This is a genomic window from Pseudomonas sp. PL-6 (assembly GCF_054110165.1).
On sequence record NZ_CM134189.1, the window covers coordinates 3,673,461 to 3,690,146 of the forward strand.

Below are 16,686 nucleotides of genomic sequence, written 5' to 3' on the forward strand. Positions count from 1 at the left end.
CAAGTGGCCGGGGAGCTGTATCCATTAGGCGCCCTACCTTAAGGGATAGGGCGCAGCGGGTCGACACCCGCAGGTGCCAATGCCAACACAAAGGGAAATTTCCCCTCTCGCGTCAGCGGTAGTGCAAAAAGACGTTGTCGCGCCCGAACTGGTCACGCAATGCCTGAATCAATGTGTCGGCCGGGTCGATGCGCCAGGCGTCGCCAAACTGAAGCAAGGCGCGTGCCTCCTCGCCGCTGTAGTCCAGGGTCACCGGGCAGGCGCCCTTGTGCTTGCCGCACAACTCGGCCAGCCAGCGCAGGCGATCGCCTTTCAGCGCCTCGCCGGCGACCTTCAGGCGCAGGCTGTCGGCCAGGCCGGTGCGCGCCTCCTCCAGGCTCATCACGCGCTTGGCGCGCAGGCGCAGGCCGCCGGAGAAGTCGTCGTTGCTCACCTCGCCCTCGACCACCACCAGCGCATCGTTCTGCAGCAGCGCCTGGTTGCTGGCGAAGGCATCGGCGAACAGCGAGGCCTCGATCCGCCCGGAGCGATCGTCGAGGGTGATAAAGCCCATCTTGTCGCCCTTCTTGTTCTTCATCACCCGCAGGTTGACGATCATCCCGGCGATGGTCTGGGTATCGCGCGCCGGCTTGAGCTCGACGATGCGCTGGCGGGCGAAGCGGCGGATCTCGCCTTCGTATTCGTCGATGGGGTGGCCGGACAGGTAGATGCCCAACGTGTCCTTCTCGCCTTTCAGGCGCTCCTTGATCGGCAGCTCGCGGGCCTTGCGGTGGTTGGCGTAGACGTCCGCCTCGGGTTCGGCGAACAGGCCGCCGAACAGGTCCATATGGCCGCTCTCGGCGCTGCGCGCGGTCTGCTCGGCGGACTGCACGGCCTCTTCCATGGATGCCAGCAACACCGCGCGGTTCTTGTCCACGCTGGCCTGGTAGGCCTTGAGCTCGTCCTGGTAGTAGGGCCCCAGGCGATCCAGCGCGCCGCTGCGGATCAGCGCTTCGAGGGTGCGCTTGTTGATGCGCTTGAGGTCGACGCGGTTGCAGAAGTCGAACAGGTCCTTGAACGGCCCGCCCTCGGCGCGGCATTCGACTATGGCCTCCACCGGCCCCTCGCCCACGCCCTTGACCGCACCAAGGCCGTAGACGATTCGGCCGTCGTCGTTGACGGTGAACTTGAACTCGGAGACGTTGACGTCCGGTGGATCGATGCGCAACTTCATGTTGCGGCACTCTTCTACCAGGATCACCACCTTGTCGGTGTTGTGCATATCCGCCGACAGCACCGCGGCCATGAACGGCGCCGGGTAATGCGCCTTGAGCCAGGCAGTCTGGTAGGACACCAGGCCGTAGGCGGCGGAGTGCGACTTGTTGAAGCCGTAACCGGCGAACTTTTCCACCAGGTCGAAGATGTTGCCGGCCAGGTCGGCATCGATGCCGTTGTTGGCGCAGCCCTCGATGAAGCCGCCGCGCTGCTTGGCCATCTCCTCGGGCTTCTTCTTGCCCATGGCGCGACGCAGCATGTCCGCACCGCCGAGGGTGTAACCGGCCATCACCTGGGCGATCTGCATCACCTGTTCCTGGTACAGGATGACGCCGTAGGTGGGCTTGAGCACCGGCTCCAGACCGGCGTACTGGTAATCCGGGTGCGGATAGGACAGCTCGGCGCGGCCGTGCTTACGGTTGATGAAGTCGTCCACCATGCCGGACTGCAGCGGGCCGGGGCGGAACAGTGCCACCAGGGCGATCATGTCTTCCAGGCAGTCGGGCTTGAGCTTCTTGATCAGCTCCTTCATGCCGCGCGATTCGAGCTGGAAGACCGCGGTGGTCTCCGCCTTCTGCAGCATGTCGTAGGTCTTCTTGTCATCCAGCGGGATGAAGTCGATATTGACCAGCTCCTCGTCCGCGGCGCCATCGCGCTTCTGGATGCGGTGGATGGTTTCCATCGCCCACTTGATGATGGTCAGGGTACGCAGGCCGAGGAAGTCGAACTTGACCAGGCCGGCCTGCTCGACGTCGTCCTTGTCGAACTGGGTCACCAGGCCGCCGCCCTCCTCGTCGCAGGCGATCGGCGAGAAGTCGGTGAGCTTGGTCGGTGCGATCACCACGCCGCCGGCGTGTTTGCCGGTGCCGCGCACCACGCCTTCGAGCTTGAGCGACATGTCCCAGATTTCCCGGGCGTCTTCGTCGTTCTTGAGGAAGTCGCGCAGCGGCTCTTCCATCTCGTAGGCCTTCTCCAGGGTCATGCCCACTTCGAAGGGAATCATCTTCGACAGGCGATCGGCCAGGCCGTAGGACTTGCCCTGGGCGCGCGCCACGTCGCGCACCACCGCCTTGGCCGCCATCGAGCCGAAGGTGATGATCTGGCTCACCGCGTTGCGCCCGTACTTGTCGGCCACGTAGTCGATCACCCGGTCGCGGCCGTCCATGCAGAAGTCGACGTCGAAGTCGGGCATGGACACCCGCTCGGGGTTGAGGAAGCGCTCGAACAGCAGGTCGTAGGCCAAAGGATCGAGGTCGGTGATCTTCAGCACGTAGGCCACCAGCGAACCGGCACCCGACCCCCGGCCCGGGCCGACCGGCACGCCGTTGCTCTTGGCCCACTGGATGAAGTCCATCACGATCAGGAAGTAACCGGGGAAGCCCATCTGGATGATGATATCCAGCTCGAAATTGAGGCGGTCGATATAGACCTGCTTCTTCGCCTGGTAATCCGGCGTGTCCTTGGGCAGCAGCACCTGCAGGCGCTCTTCCAGGCCCTCGAAGGAGGCATGCCGCAGGTAGTCATCGATGCCCATGCCATTGGGCGTGGGGAAGTCGGGGAGAAAGTACTTGCCCAGCTGCACCTCGATGTTGCAGCGCTTGGCGATCTCCACGCTGTTCTCCAGCGCCTCGGGCAGGTCGGAGAACAGCTCGCACATTTCCGCCGGGGTTTTCAGGTACTGCTGGTCGGAATAGTTGCGCGGCCGGCGCGGGTCATCCAGGGAACGGCCCTCGCCGATGCACACGCGGGTCTCGTGGGCTTCGAAGTCGTCCTGCTTGATAAAGCGCACGTCGTTGGTCGCCACCAGCGGCGCCTCGACGCGGTCGGCCAGGGCCACCGCGGCGTGCAGGTACTCCTCGTCGCCGACCCGGCTGGTGCGCTGCACCTCCAGGTAGAAGCGCTCGGGAAACACCGCCATCCACTCGCGCAGGCGCGCTTCGGCAGCGGCCTCATCGCCGGCCAGCAGGGCCTGGCCCACTTCGCCCTCGCGCGCACCGGACAGGGCGATCAGCCCCTCGGCGGCCTCCTTGACCCAGTCGCGCTGGATGATCACCAGGTCGTTGCTCTGCCCTTCGGCCCAGCCGCGCGAGACCAGCTCGGTGAGGTTGCGATAGCCCTTGGCGTTCATCGCCAGCAGGGTCAGGCGCGACAGCGGGCCGTCCTCGTCGGCGCTGGCCAGCCAGATGTCGGCGCCGCAGATCGGCTTGATGCCGGCGCCCATGGCGGTCTTGTAGAACTTCACCAGCGCGCACATGTTGCTCATGTCGGTGACCGCCACCGCCGGCATGCCGGCCCCGGCCACCGCCTTGATCAGCGGTTTGACCCGCACCAGGCCGTCGACCAGGGAGTATTCGGTGTGCAGACGCAGGTGGACGAAATTGGGGCTCATGGCAGTCCTGTGCTGAAGACGAAAACAACAAGGCCCGGATTGTACCGGGCCTTGGCTTTTAGGGCAGCGTCTATGCGCTGCGTTTGTCCCAGATGCCCGGCTCCAGCCTGGCCTGGATATCCGGATGGCGGCTGGCGTCGAAGGTCGGCAGCTGGCCGCGCTTGCGCTGCTCGTTGTAGTCGCGCGCCAGACGGATGGCCAAGCCGGAGAGCAGGAGGATGGCGATCAGGTTGGTGATCGCCATCAGGCCCATGGAGACGTCGGCGAGGTTCCAGACGAACGGCAGCGAGGCCAGCGCGCCGAACATCACCATGGCCAGTACCAGCAGGCGGAACAGCAGCAGGCCGCTGGCGTGGTTGTGCTCGAGGAACACCAGGCAACTCTCGGCATAGCTGTAGTTGGCGACGATGGAGGTGAAGGCGAAGAACAGGATGATCAGCGCCAGGAAATACTGGCCCCAGCCGCCGACCTGGCTGGTCAGCGCGTTCTGCACCAGGCCGATGCCCTCGCCCGCCTGCGGTCCGGCCAGCAGGATGATCGCCGCCGAGGCGGTGCAGATCAGGATGGTGTCGATGAACACCCCGGCCATCTGCACGTAACCCTGCGACGCCGGATGCGGCGGATAGGGGGTGGCGGCTGCGGCGACGTTGGGCGCCGAGCCCATGCCCGCCTCGTTGGAGAACAGGCCGCGCTTGACGCCGTTCATGATCGCCGCGCCGATGCCGCCGGCGGCGGCCTCGTGCAGGCCGAAGGCGCTCTTGACGATCAGGACCAAGATGCCCGGCAGCTGATCCAGGTTGAGCAGGATCAGCACCAGCGCCAGCAGCAGGTAGGCCGCCGCCATGAACGGCACCGCCAGTTCGGAGAACCGCGCGATCGAGCGCAGGCCGCCGAAGATGATCAGGCCGGTGAGCAGCACCAGCAGCGCGCCGATGGCCAGCGCGGCGACCTGCACCGGGCTGCCGGCGATGCTCAGCGTGCCCCAGTCCAGGCCGAAGGCGCCGATCAGCGCGCCGCTGATGGTATTGGCCTGCACCGAATTGAAGACGAAACCGAAGGCGATGATCAGAAAGATCGAGAACAGCACGCCCATCCAGCGCGCGCCCAGGCCGCGCTCCATGTAGTAGGCCGGGCCGCCGCGGAACTGGCCCCTGGCGTCGCGGGTCTTGAACAGCTGGGCCAGGGTCGCCTCGACGAACGCGGTGGCCATGCCGACCAGGGCGATCATCCACATCCAGAAGATCGCCCCCGGCCCGCCCAGGGTGATGGCCACTGCCACGCCCGCCACGTTGCCGGTACCGACCCGCGCCGCCAGCGAGGTGCACAGCGCCTGGAACGAGGAGATCCCGGCGGCGTCGCTCTGCCGGCTGCCGCGCAGCACGCTGAAGATATGGCCGAAATGGCGGAACTGAATCAGCCCCAGGCGCGCGGTGAAATACAGGCCGCAGCCCACCAGCAGCCAGATCAGCACCTTGCCCCAGATGAGGCCGTTGAGTAGGTCGACGACCTGATTGGCCATGTCGTGCATCATCACTCCCCTGCCGCCGCCGGCGGCTTCTACGTTGGCCCGGGATCGCCGGGGCGGATAGCGGGTCGAGGCCCGCCGGGATACTGCGCAGAGTCTAGCCTGCGCAAAGGGGCGGCACTTTGGGGGATCGCGGTTTTCATGGCTTGCGCTGAGGCGACCAATGCAGTCGGTCAGGCGACAAGGCGCGACCTCAGCGCTCCAGCAGCTCGCGTACCGGGGCGAAGGAGCGCCGATGGATCGGCGTCGGTCCGAGGCGGCGCAGCGCTTCGAGGTGGGTGGGCGTCGGATAGCCCTTGTGCCCGGCGATGCCGTAACCGGGATAGAGCAGATCCAGCTCGGCCATCTCGCGGTCGCGGCTGACCTTGGCCAGAATGGACGCGGCGGCGATGGCCGGCACCTTGGCGTCGCCGCCGACCACCGGCGCGCTAGGCACCGCCAGCTTGGGGCAGCGGTTGCCGTCGATCAGCGCCAGCTTCGGCGTCACGCCGAGCCCGGCGACCGCGCGCTGCATGGCCAGCATGGTGGCGTGGAGGATATTCAGGCGGTCGATCTCCTCCACCTCGGCGCGGGCAATGCACCAGGCCAGGGCCTTCTCGCGAATCTCGTCGAACAGCTTGTCGCGGCGCGCCTCGGACAGCTTCTTGGAGTCGTTGAGGCCCTGGATCGGCCGCGCCGGATCGAGGATCACCGCGGCGGTGACCACCGCGCCGCACAGCGGACCGCGGCCGACCTCGTCGACCCCGGCCACCAGGCCCTCGACCAGAGCGAAGTCCAATCCCAGCTGCATCAGCGACCGACCAGCTTGAGCACGGCCTCGGCCGCCTGCGCCGAGGCGTCGCGGCGCAGGGCGCGGTGGATCACGTCGAAACCCTCGGTCTGCACCTCGCCGCCGTCGATCAGCGGCGCCAGCGATTGCGCCAGGGCATCGGCGCTGGCCGCGTCCTGGATCAGCTCCGGCACCAGCAGGCGCTCGGCCAGCAGGTTGGGCAGGGAAATGTACGGACTCTTCACCAGGCGCTTGAGAATGCGGTAGGTCAGCGGCGCCACGCGATAGGCCACCACCATCGGCCGCTTGTACAGCAGCGCTTCCAGGGTCGCGGTGCCGGAGGCGATCAGCACCGCGTCGCAGGCGGCCAGGGCCTCGTGCGAGCGGCCGTCGAGCAGGGTCAGCGGCAGGTCGCGGCTGGCCAGCATCTGCTCCAGTTGCGCACGGCGTTCCGGCGTGGCGCAGGGCAGCAGGAAGCGGATGCCGGGGCGCAGCGCGCGCAGGCGAATCGCCGCATCGAGGAATAGCCCGCCGAGACGCGCAACTTCCCCGCCGCGGCTGCCCGGCATCAACGCCACCACCGGCTCGTCCTGCGGCAGGTCCAGCGCCTCGCGCGCCGCGGCACGGTCGGCCTGCGGCGGGATGGCGTCGGCCAGCGGGTGACCGACGAAGCGCACCGGCACCTGATGGGCGTCGTAGAACTGCGCCTCGAAGGGGAACAGCGTCAGCATCAGGTCGCAGGCGTCGCGAATTTTCAGCACGCGTTTCTGTCGCCAGGCCCAGACCGAGGGGCTGACGTAGTGCACGGTCTTGATCCCGGCGCGGCGCAGCTTGAGCTCCAGGCCCAGGTTGAAATCCGGCGCATCGATGCCGATGAACACATCCGGCTTGGCGGCGATCAGCTCGCGCGCCAGCTGACGACGGCGGCCGAGCAGCTCGAACAGGCGGCCGAGCACCTCGACCAGACCCATCACCGCCAGGCGTTCCATGGGGAAGGAGGATTGCAGCCCCTCGGCCTCCATGCGCGCGCCGCCGACGCCGATGAACTCGGCATCCGGGTGCCTGGCCTTGAGCGCCTGCATCAGCCCGGCGCCGAGGATGTCACCAGACGCCTCGCCGGCGACCAGCGCAATACGCAACGGCCTGCTCATCAGCGGGTGATGCCGCGGGTGGACGCCTGGATGGAGTCGCGAAATACCGCGACTTCCGGGAACTGCGCAGACAGCTCGGCCAACTCGACCAGTGCCTGCTCGACGGTCATACCCTGGCGATAGACCAGTTTGTAGGCCTTGCGCAGAGCGGCGATGGCATCACTGGAGAAGCCGCGGCGGCGCATGCCCTCGAAGTTCATGCTGCGCGCCTCGGCCGGGTTGCCGAACACGGTGACGTAGGCCGGCACATCCTTGCCGATGGCGGTGCCCATGCCGGAGAAGCTGTGCGCGCCAATGCGGCAGAACTGATGCACCAGGGTGTAACCGGAGAGGATCGCCCAGTCGTCGACCCAGACATGCCCGGCCAGCGCGGTGTTGTTGACCAGGATGCAGTGGTTGCCGATCACGCTGTCGTGGCCAATATGGGCGTAAGCCATGATCAGGTTGTGATCGCCCAGGGTGGTCTCGCCGCGATCCTGCACGGTGCCGCGGTGAATGGTGACGCCCTCACGAATGACGTTGTGGTCGCCGATCACCAGGCGGGTCGGCTCGCCCTTGTACTTCAGATCGGGGGTGTCCTCGCCTACCGAGGAAAACTGGTAGATGCGATTGTGCTTGCCGATCACGGTCGGCCCCTTGAGGATCACATGGGGGCCGATCACCGAACCCTCGCCGATTTCCACATCGGGTCCAATGATCGACCAGGGGCCGACCTGAACGCCATCCGCCAGCTTCGCCGACGGATCGATAATGGCGCGAGGGTCAATCAAACTCATAGTTTGCGTTCCGCACAGATGATTTCGGCCGAGCAGACTTCCTTGCCATCGACGCTGGCGCGGCACTCGAACTTCCAGATGCTGCGGCGATCGCTCAGGTACTTGGCTTCCAGCACCAGCTGGTCGCCCGGCAGCACCGGCGAGCGGAAACGCAGTTTGTCCGAGCCGACGAAATAGTAGAGGGTGCCATCGGCCGGCTTCACGCCCATCATCTTGAAGCCGAGGATACCGGCGGCCTGGGCCATCGCCTCGATGATCAGCACGCCCGGCATGATCGGGTGTTCGGGGAAGTGACCGTTGAAGAACGGCTCGTTGATGCTGACATTCTTATAGGCGCGAATGCACTTGCCCTCGACGTCCAGGTCCACCACACGATCCACCAGAAGGAAGGGATAGCGGTGCGGCAAGTATTCACGAATTTCGTTGATGTCCATCATGTCCGGATAAGCCTGTAAGAAAAAAGAGGAGCGCGGCCTGGCCGGCTCAGGCATCAGATGAGGCGTTCGCGCTCGGGGTCACGGCAGCCAGCTGTTTTTCCAGCTCGCGCAGGCGCTTGGCCATGTCGTCCAGCTGACGAATGCGCGCCGCGCTCTTCTTCCATTCCGCCGCCGGCTGCATCGCGGTGCCTGAAGAATAGGCGCCCGGCTCGGTAATGGAACGGGTGACCATGGTCATGCCGGTGACGAACACGTTGTCGCACACCTCGATATGGCCAACCATGCCGACGCCGCCGGCGATCATGCAGTTGCGGCCGATCTTGGTGCTGCCGGAAATCCCCACGCAGCCGGCCATGGCGGTGTTGTCGCCGATCTGCACGTTGTGCGCGATCATGATCTGGTTATCCAGCTTGACCCCGCTGCCGATCAGGGTGTCGGACAGCGCGCCGCGGTCGACCGTGGTGTTGGCGCCGATCTCGACGTCGTCGCCGATGCTCACCCCGCCGATCTGCGCGATCTTCTGCCACACGCCCTTCTCGTTGGCGAAACCGAAGCCCTCGCCACCGATCACAGCGCCGGACTGGATCACCACGCGCTTGCCGATGCGCACGTCGTGGTACAGGGTCACCCGCGGCGCCAGCCAGCCGCCCTCGCCGATCACCGAACGGGCGCCGACGACGCAGTGCGCGCCGATGCTGACACCGGCGCCAATCTGCGCGCCGGCCTCGATCACCGCATAGGCACCGACGCTGGCAGTCGGATCGACCTGGGCATCCGCCGCCACCAAGGCAGTCGCATGTACGCCGGCCGCGGCCTGCGGCTTGCGGTCGAACAGGTGCGAGAGCTGGGCATAGGCCAGATAGGGGTTGGCGACGATCAGCGCGTCACCGGCGTAGCCCTCGGCATCGGCGGCGGTGAGCAGCAGCGCGCCGGCGCGGGTCTGCGCCAGGTACTTGCGGTACTGGGCATTGGCCAGGAAGCTCAACTGCTCGGGCCCGGCCTCCTGCAAGGTGGCCAGGCCCGCGATGAGCTTGCCTTCGGCGCCGCGCAGGGTGGCGCCGAGGCGCTCGGCCAGCTGGCCGAGAGTAAAGACTACTGCCGTCATGATCAGCGCAGCTGGTTCATGCGCTCGATAACCTGGCGGGTGATGTCGAACTGGGGTTTGACATCGATCACCGCGCCACGCTCGAGCACCAGGTCGAAGTTACCCTTCTTGATCACCTCTTCCACCGCCTTGTCCAGGTTCGGCTTGAGCTTGGCCAGCATCTCGCGGTCGGCGATGGCCTTGGCTTCGTTCAGCTCCTTGGACTGGAACTGGAAGTCGCGGGCCTTCTGCTTGAATTCGAGCTCGAGACGCTCGCGCTCGGCCTGCTGCATCTTCTCGCCTTCCTTGACCATGCGGTCCTGGATGCGCTTGGCGTCGCTTTCCAGGGTCTTGAGCTTGTTCAGCTGCGGACCGAACTTCTTCTCGGCATCGACCGCGTAGCGCTTGGCCGCGTCGGACTCGAGCAGGGCCATCTGATAGTTCAGCACGGCCACCTTCATCTCGGCGAACGCCGGAGTGGCGATCAGGGCGGCGGTGAACAGAACCAGTTGAGTCAACTTACGCACAATGCACTCCTGCAACAAAACTGTTGGCTTTCGGTGAATAGGTTTAGAAGGTCTGGCCCAGGGAGAACTGGAACACCTGGGTATCGGCATCATCGGGCTTCATCACCGGCATGGCCAGGCTGAAGCTCAGGGGGCCCAGCGCGGTGATCCAGGTCAGGCCGACGCCCACAGAGCTGGCCATATTGCCGAAGTCGATATCGCAGGTGTCGCTGATGCGCTTCTGGCTGGACGTGCAGTTGGTGTCGAAGACGTTGCCCACGTCCCAGAACAGCGCGGTGCGCAGCGAGCGCTGATCCTTGACGAAGGGCATGGGGAACAGCAGTTCGACGCCGCCCTGCACCAGCACGTTGCCGCCGAACGGCAGCGGATCTTTGTCCGGATCTTCCAGGGTGCCGGGGCGCCCACCCGGGTTACCTTCGCCTCGACTCGGCGTACTACGCGGGCCCAGGCTGCTGTCCTCGAAGCCGCGCACCGAGTTGAAGCCGCCGGCGTAGTAGTGCTCGTAGAACGGCAACTCAGACGTAGAGCCGTAGCTGTCGCCATAGCCCAGTTGGGTATGGAAGCGCATGGTGTAGTTGTCGGACAGCGGGGTAAAGATCTGGCCGCGGTAGTCGAGCTTGTAGAACGACAGGTCGCTGCCCGGCAGGGTGGTTTCCAGCACCAGGCTCTGCGAATGGCCACGGTTGGCCAGCACGCCGCGGTTCAGGGTCGATTCGGACCAGCCGATGGAACCCTTGAAGTTCAGATAACGATCGCCTTCCTGCTCGATGAAGTCGAAGATCTCGTCGACGGTGTAGAGACCGGTGTCGATGCTGTCCTGCTGCACGGTCAGGCCGTAGGTCAGGCGCGAGGTCTCGCTGATCGGGTAGCCGATGCTGAGGCCGGCACCCATGCTGTCGACCGAGTAGCTGGAGACGTCGACGTCGAGTTCGTCGTAGTCGGTGGTGCGGTAGAAGGCGTTGTAGCCCAGGCTGACGCCGTCCACCGTCCAGTAGGGGTCGACGAAGCCGAAGCTGTAGCGGGTCTGGTATTCGCTGCGGGTCAGGCCGACGCTGACCTTGTTGCCGGTACCGAGGAAGTTGTTCTGGCTGATCGAGCCACCGAGGATCAGACCGGCGTTCTGGGCGAAGCCGACGCTGGCGGTGATGGAACCGGACGGCTGCTCCTCGACGCTGTAGTTGACGTCGATCTGGTCGTCGGTACCCGGCACCTGCGGGGTCTCGACGTTGACTTCCTTGAAGAAGCCCAGGCGCTCGAGACGGGTCTTGGACTGGTCGATCAGGTAGGTCGAGGCCCAGCCGCCCTCCATCTGGCGCATTTCACGGCGCAGCACCTCGTCCTCGGACTTGGTGTTGCCGCGGAAGTTGATGCGGTTGACGTAGGCGCGCTTGCCCGGGTCGACGAAGAAGGTGATCGAGACGGTGTTGTCCTCGTCGTACGCTTCCGGCACGCCGTTGACGTTGGCGAAGGTGTAGCCCTCGTTGCCCAGGCGGCGGGTGATCAGCTCGCTGGTGGTGGTCATCACCTTGCGCGAGAAGACCTGCCCTTCCTTGACCAGCAGCAGCGCGCGCACGTCCTCTTCCGGCACCTTGAGGTCGCCGGACAGCTTCACTTCGCGCACGCTGTACTTCTCGCCCTCGTCGACGTTGACGGTGATGTAGACGTGCTTCTTGTCCGGGGTGATGGACACCTGGGTAGAGCTGATGTCCATGTTGATGTAGCCGCGGTCCAGGTAGTAGGAGCGCAGGCGTTCGAGGTCGCCGGACAGCTTCTCGCGGGCGTACTTGTCGTCGTTCTTGAAGAACGACAGCCAGTTGGTGGTCTTCAGTTCGAACAGGTCGACCAGGTCCTCATCGGAGAACACGGTGTTGCCGACCACGTTGATGTGCTGGATGGCGGCGACCGTGCCTTCGTTGATGGTGATCTTCAGCGCCACGCGGTTGCGCGGCTGGGGAATCACTTCGGCTTCGATCTCGGCCGAGTAGCGGCCCTGGGCCACGTACTGGCGCTGCAGCTCGTTGCGCACGCCTTCGAGGGTGGCGCGCTGAAAGATTTCGCCCTCGGCCAGACCCGACTGGTTCAGGCCCTTGAGCAGGTCTTCGGTGGTGATGGCCTTGTTGCCCTCAATCTCGATGCCGGAGATGGAGGGGCGCTCGACCACGGTGATGACCAGCACGTCGCCATCGCGACCGAGCTGGATGTCCTGGAAGAAACCGGTCTTGAACAGGGAGCGGGTGGCGTCGACCAGCTGGCGGTCATCGACCTGTTCGCCAACGTTCAGCGGCAGTGCGCCGAACACGCTGCCGGCGGAAACCCGCTGCAGGCCATTGACGCGAATATCGGAGATGGTGAAGGACTCGGCGTGAACTTCGGCGATCATCAATGCGGACAGTACCGCAGGTAGCAGCAGACGTTTCATGAAGTCCTTTCTTATTCCAACTGACGATAAAAATCTGTCACCCAAGGCGACACTTTTTTGCAAGTACCGAGAGCGTATTTCAACGATGCTTACAGACGGCTCAGGTCGTTGACCAAGGCCAGCAGCATCACGCCGATGACCAGACTGATGCCGATCTGCATCCCCCACCCCTGAACCCGCTCGGACAAGGGACGACCACGCACCCACTCGACCAGGTAAAACAGCAGATGCCCACCGTCCAGCACAGGGATGGGCAGCAGATTGAGAACCCCCAGGCTAATGCTCAGATATGCAAGGAATTTCAGGAAATCCCCGAGCCCTGACTCAGCCGAAGCGCCCGCCACTTTAGCAATGGTTATCGGCCCGCTCAAGTTTTTTACCGAGAGCTCCCCGAACAGCATTTTCTTCAGCGAATCGAGGGTCAACAGGCTCATCGCCCAGGTCTGCCGCAGCCCTTCGACCACTCCCTCGAGCGGCCCGTAACGCACTTCGCGGAGCATCTCCGGCGGCCATTCGACGCCCGCCACACCGGCGCCCAGATAACCGCTGCGCGCCTCGCCCTCGCCGCGCGCGGCCAGGGTCAGCTCGACATCCAGCGCCTGCCCGGCACGCTCGATGCGCAGCCTGACCGTCTCGCCCGGCAGGGCGCGCACGCGGTCGACCAGTTGCTGCCAATCGGCCAAGGGCTGCTCGTCGAGCGCCAGCAGACGGTCGCCAGGCTGCAACCCGGCCGCCTGCGCCGGCCCCTTGGGATCGAGCTCGGCGAGCACCGGCTCCAGCGCCGGGCGCCAGGGGCGAATGCCCAGCGAGCCGATCGGGTCCGGCTCGTCGACACCGCGCAGCCAGTTGTCCAGCTGCAGCTGCTTGGGCGACTCGGCGGTGGAACCGGGCTCGAGCACGCGCAGGTCGAGACTGCCGCTTTCACCCAGACGGCGCACCAGCTGCAGATTGACCGCCGCCCAGCCACTGGTGGGCTCGCCGTTGACCGCGACGATTTCCTGGCCGGCCTGCAGACCGGCCGCCGCCGCCAAGCTGCCCTCCTGCACCGCGCCGATCACCGGACGCACCTGCTGGCTGCCGAGCATGGCGACGAACCAGAAGAACAGCAGCGCCAGGAGGAAGTTGGCCAACGGGCCGGCCGCGACTATGGCGATGCGCTGGCGCACGCTCTTGCGATTGAAGGATTGCTCGAGCAGCGCCGGCGGCACGTCGCCCTCGCGCTCGTCGAGCATCTTGACGTAGCCGCCCAGGGGGATGGCGGCGATGACGAACTCGGTGCCTTGGCGGTCGTGCCAGCGCAGCAATGGCGTACCGAAGCCCACGGAGAAGCGCAGCACCTTGACCCCGCAACGCCGCGCCACCCAGAAGTGCCCGTACTCGTGGAAAGTCACCAGCACACCCAGGGCGATCAGGGTGCCGACCAACATATATAACCCACTCATCTATTCTCTCCGGCTCTTAAGAGCCTGCTCAAAGCCAGCTGCGCGTCGGGCCTGCTGCGTTAAAAACAGGCTCAGAATGCTCATTTACAACTCGTAAACTCCGCTTCTTCGCCTGTTTCTGCCTTGCATGCCTCTAGCTCGCAGGCCTTGAACAGGCTCTATCAACGACGGGCGAGCCACTCGGCCGCCAGCGCGCGCGCGCGCTGATCGACCTCGAACACCGCATCGAGCGCTTCGACCGCCTGCACTGACTGCGCGTTCAAAACCGCTTCAATCATACGCGCGATATCGCTGAAGCGAATGCGTCGCTGCAGGAACGCCTCGACCGCCACTTCGTTGAGCGCATTGAGCATGGCCGGCGCGCTGCCGCCGGCCTGCGCCGCCTCGCGGGCCAAGCGCAGGCAGGGGAACCGCTGCGCATCGGGGCGCTCGAAATCCAGGCGACCGACGGCGAACAGATCCAGCGGCGCCACTCCCGAGTCGATCCGCTCGGGCCAGGCCAAGGCATGGGCGATCGGCGTGCGCATGTCGGGGTTGCCCAGCTGGGCCAGCACCGAGCCGTCGACGTAATCGACCAGTGAATGGATCACGCTCTGCCGGTGGATCACCACCTCGACCTGCTCGGGCCCCGCATCGAACAGCCAGCAGGCCTCGATCAGCTCCAGGCCCTTGTTCATCATGCTCGCCGAGTCGACCGAGATCTTGCGCCCCATCGACCAGTTGGGATGGGCGCAGGCCTGTTCCGGGGTGACCCGCTCCAGCTCGGCCAGCGGCGTTTCGCGAAACGGCCCGCCGGAGGCGGTGAGCAGGATGCGCCGCACGCCGACCGGCTGCAGGCCGCGTGCATAGTCGCCGGGCAGGCACTGGAAGATGGCGTTGTGTTCGCTGTCGATGGGCAGCAGGGTGGCGCCACTCTCGCGCACCGCCTGCATAAACAGGGCGCCGGACATCACCAACGCCTCCTTGTTGGCCAGCAGCACCTTCTTGCCCGCGCGCACCGCGGCCAGGGTCGGCTTGAGCCCGGCGGCGCCGACGATGGCGGCCATCACGCAATCGACCTCGGCAGCGGCGGCCACGGCACACAAGCCCTCCTCGCCCACCAGCACCGCGGTCGCCAGGCCGGCGCCGCGCAGGCCGCTCTGCAGCTCGTGCGCCGCGCTAGTATCGGGCACCACCGCATAATCCGGGCGATGTTGCAGGCACAGGGCCTGCAGCTCGGCCAGGCGGGAAAAGCCGCTCAGGGCGAAGACTTGGTAACGCTCGGGATGGCGGGCGATCACGTCCAGGGTGCTGAGACCGATGGAGCCGGTCGCGCCCAGCACGGTGATCCGCTGCGGCGCACTCACAGCGAACCCCAACCCGCCAGCCAGAGCAGCGCGGCGAACAGCGGAATGGCTGCGGTCAGACTGTCGATGCGATCCAGCACGCCGCCGTGACCCGGCAACAGGTTGCTGCTGTCCTTGATCCCGGACTGACGCTTGAACATGCTCTCGGTCAGGTCGCCGACCACCGAGAGCAGCACCACCAGCGCCGCACCGGCCAGCGCCAGCAGCAGGCCGCCAGCGCTCCAGCCCTGTTGCAGGCCTACCGCCAGGGTGATCAGCAGGCTGGCGGCGAGGCCGCCGTACAGCCCTTCCCAGCTCTTGCCGGGGCTGACGCTGGGCGCCAGCTTGCGCTTGCCGAAGGTCTTGCCGGCGAAATAGGCGCCGATATCCGCGCCCCACACCAGCACCATCACCGCGATGATCAGGCCATTGGCCTGCGGCCACTGCTTGAGCAGCACCAGGCCCTGCCAGGCGGGTAGCAGAATCAGCAAGCCGATCAGCAGCTTGCCGGGCAAACCGCCCCAGTAACGGCTGCTGGCGGGGTAGCCCAGCACCAGCAGGGTGGCCAGCACCCACCAGAGCAGGGCCGCGGCCAGCAGCCAGGGCGCCAGCGCCGGCGTCAGGTACAGGCCGTAAAGCAGCGCCGCGACCAGTGCGGCATAGGCGATGCGCAAAGGCTGCGCGGCGAACCCGGCCAGACGCGCCCACTCCCAGCCGCCGAGCACGACCACCGCACCGATAAACAGCGCGAATGCCGCCCCGTCGAGCAGGAAAAACCCGCCCAGGGCGATGGGCAGCAGCACCAACGCGGTGATGATTCGCTGTTTCAACATTAAGAACGCGCCTCGGCTTCCACCTGCTCGCTGGTCTTGCCGAAGCGACGCTGGCGGGTAGCGAAATCGGCCAGCGCCTTGCGCATGGCCTCGTGCTTGAAATCCGGCCAGTACAGGTCGGAGAAGTACAGTTCGCTGTAAGCCAACTGCCAGAGCAGGAAGTTGCTGATGCGGTGCTCGCCGCCGGTGCGGATGCACAGGTCCGGCAGCGGCAGGTCGCCGGTGGCCAGGCAGGTCTGGAGCAGCCCGGGGGTGATGTCTTCCGGCTGCAGGTGACCGGCCTGTACCTCGCGCGCCAGGCGCTGGGCAGCCTGGGCGATGTCCCACTGGCCGCCGTAGTTGGCGGCGATCTGCAGGGTGAAGCGGCGGTTGCCGGCGGTCAGCGCCTCGGCCTCGCGCATGGCGGCCTGCAGCTCGGGATGAAAGCGCGAACGATCACCGATGATGCGCAGGCCGATGTCGTTGTCCAGCAGCTTCTTCGCCTCGCGGCGCAGCGCACCGAGGAACAGCTCCATCAGCGCGCCGACCTCCTCGGCCGGGCGCTGCCAGTTCTCGCTGGAGAAGGCGAACAGGGTCAGCACCTCGACCCCGGCCTCGGCACACACCTCGATCACCGCGCGCACCGCGTCGACCCCGGCCTTGTGCCCGGCCACTCCCGGCAACAGGCGCTTCTTGGCCCAACGGTTGTTGCCATCCATGATGATGGCGACGTGCCGCGGCACCGCGCCCAGCTTGCTCTTGTCCATGTGGGTGTC

The 16,686-nt window shown here is 65.9% G+C and carries 13 protein-coding genes; all 13 read right to left on the reverse strand.

Annotated features, from left to right (window positions below; translation table 11 throughout):
* Positions 1–112 precede the first annotated feature (112 nt).
* Entirely contained in the window at positions 113–3,643 is a 3,531-nt protein-coding gene (gene dnaE, locus ACW9UL_RS15645) for a DNA polymerase III subunit alpha (protein ID WP_457787582.1), read from the reverse strand.
* Between the two features lie 70 nt (positions 3,644–3,713).
* Positions 3,714–5,171, reverse strand: a complete 1,458-nt coding sequence (locus ACW9UL_RS15650; RefSeq protein ID WP_457787583.1) for an alanine/glycine:cation symporter family protein — start codon at positions 5,169–5,171, stop codon at positions 3,714–3,716.
* A 190-nt stretch (positions 5,172–5,361) separates the two neighbouring features.
* Entirely contained in the window at positions 5,362–5,958 is a 597-nt protein-coding gene (gene rnhB, locus ACW9UL_RS15655) for a ribonuclease HII (RefSeq protein WP_457787584.1), read from the reverse strand.
* Positions 5,958–7,088, reverse strand: a complete 1,131-nt coding sequence (lpxB, locus tag ACW9UL_RS15660) for a lipid-A-disaccharide synthase (RefSeq protein WP_457787585.1) — start codon at positions 7,086–7,088, stop codon at positions 5,958–5,960. Before lpxB ends, rnhB begins: the two co-directional genes overlap by 1 nt.
* On the reverse strand, positions 7,088–7,864 hold the full coding sequence (gene lpxA, locus ACW9UL_RS15665; RefSeq protein ID WP_021444643.1) for an acyl-ACP--UDP-N-acetylglucosamine O-acyltransferase: 777 nt from the start codon (positions 7,862–7,864) through the stop codon (positions 7,088–7,090). Before lpxA ends, lpxB begins: the two co-directional genes overlap by 1 nt.
* Entirely contained in the window at positions 7,861–8,301 is a 441-nt protein-coding gene (gene fabZ / locus ACW9UL_RS15670) for a 3-hydroxyacyl-ACP dehydratase FabZ (RefSeq protein WP_021444642.1), read from the reverse strand. The genes lpxA and fabZ overlap by 4 nt, the downstream gene beginning before the upstream one ends.
* A gap of 46 nt (positions 8,302–8,347) precedes the next feature.
* Positions 8,348–9,406, reverse strand: a complete 1,059-nt coding sequence (lpxD, locus tag ACW9UL_RS15675) for a UDP-3-O-(3-hydroxymyristoyl)glucosamine N-acyltransferase (protein WP_457787586.1) — start codon at positions 9,404–9,406, stop codon at positions 8,348–8,350.
* Positions 9,407–9,408: 2 nt separating this feature from the next.
* Positions 9,409–9,912: an OmpH/Skp family outer membrane protein gene (locus tag ACW9UL_RS15680; RefSeq protein WP_021444640.1), complete on the reverse strand. Its 504-nt coding sequence runs from the start codon at positions 9,910–9,912 to the stop codon at positions 9,409–9,411.
* Between the two features lie 43 nt (positions 9,913–9,955).
* A complete protein-coding gene (bamA, locus tag ACW9UL_RS15685; RefSeq protein ID WP_457787587.1) occupies positions 9,956–12,331 on the reverse strand; it encodes an outer membrane protein assembly factor BamA in 2,376 nt (791 codons plus the stop codon).
* A gap of 89 nt (positions 12,332–12,420) precedes the next feature.
* On the reverse strand, positions 12,421–13,773 hold the full coding sequence (rseP, locus tag ACW9UL_RS15690; protein WP_457787588.1) for a sigma E protease regulator RseP: 1,353 nt from the start codon (positions 13,771–13,773) through the stop codon (positions 12,421–12,423).
* 161 nt (positions 13,774–13,934) lie between these two features.
* Positions 13,935–15,119: a 1-deoxy-D-xylulose-5-phosphate reductoisomerase gene (gene ispC / locus ACW9UL_RS15695; protein WP_457787589.1), complete on the reverse strand. Its 1,185-nt coding sequence runs from the start codon at positions 15,117–15,119 to the stop codon at positions 13,935–13,937.
* Positions 15,116–15,931 (reverse strand): phosphatidate cytidylyltransferase, encoded by an 816-nt coding sequence (locus tag ACW9UL_RS15700; protein WP_457787590.1) that lies wholly within the window; start codon positions 15,929–15,931, stop codon positions 15,116–15,118. Before ACW9UL_RS15700 ends, ispC begins: the two co-directional genes overlap by 4 nt.
* A complete protein-coding gene (uppS, locus tag ACW9UL_RS15705; RefSeq protein WP_021444635.1) occupies positions 15,931–16,677 on the reverse strand; it encodes a polyprenyl diphosphate synthase in 747 nt (248 codons plus the stop codon). The genes ACW9UL_RS15700 and uppS overlap by 1 nt, the downstream gene beginning before the upstream one ends.
* Positions 16,678–16,686 lie beyond the last annotated feature (9 nt).

What these genes read in the sequence shown, in the direction of transcription:
- fabZ (WP_021444642.1), bottom strand. Translation starts at nt 8,301, where the DNA reads ATGATGGACATCAACGAAATTCGTGAATACTTGCCGCACCGCTATCCC.
- lpxD (WP_457787586.1), bottom strand. Translation starts at nt 9,406, where the DNA reads ATGACGGCAGTAGTCTTTACTCTCGGCCAGCTGGCCGAGCGCCTCGGC.
- ACW9UL_RS15650 (WP_457787583.1), bottom strand. Translation starts at nt 5,171, where the DNA reads ATGCACGACATGGCCAATCAGGTCGTCGACCTACTCAACGGCCTCATC.
- dnaE (WP_457787582.1), bottom strand. Translation starts at nt 3,643, where the DNA reads ATGAGCCCCAATTTCGTCCACCTGCGTCTGCACACCGAATACTCCCTG.
- rnhB (WP_457787584.1), bottom strand. Translation starts at nt 5,958, where the DNA reads ATGCAGCTGGGATTGGACTTCGCTCTGGTCGAGGGCCTGGTGGCCGGG.
- rseP (WP_457787588.1), bottom strand. Translation starts at nt 13,773, where the DNA reads ATGAGTGGGTTATATATGTTGGTCGGCACCCTGATCGCCCTGGGTGTG.
- lpxB (WP_457787585.1), bottom strand. Translation starts at nt 7,088, where the DNA reads ATGAGCAGGCCGTTGCGTATTGCGCTGGTCGCCGGCGAGGCGTCTGGT.
- ACW9UL_RS15700 (WP_457787590.1), bottom strand. Translation starts at nt 15,931, where the DNA reads ATGTTGAAACAGCGAATCATCACCGCGTTGGTGCTGCTGCCCATCGCC.
- lpxA (WP_021444643.1), bottom strand. Translation starts at nt 7,864, where the DNA reads ATGAGTTTGATTGACCCTCGCGCCATTATCGATCCGTCGGCGAAGCTG.
- bamA (WP_457787587.1), bottom strand. Translation starts at nt 12,331, where the DNA reads ATGAAACGTCTGCTGCTACCTGCGGTACTGTCCGCATTGATGATCGCC.
- uppS (WP_021444635.1), bottom strand. Translation starts at nt 16,677, where the DNA reads ATGGACAAGAGCAAGCTGGGCGCGGTGCCGCGGCACGTCGCCATCATC.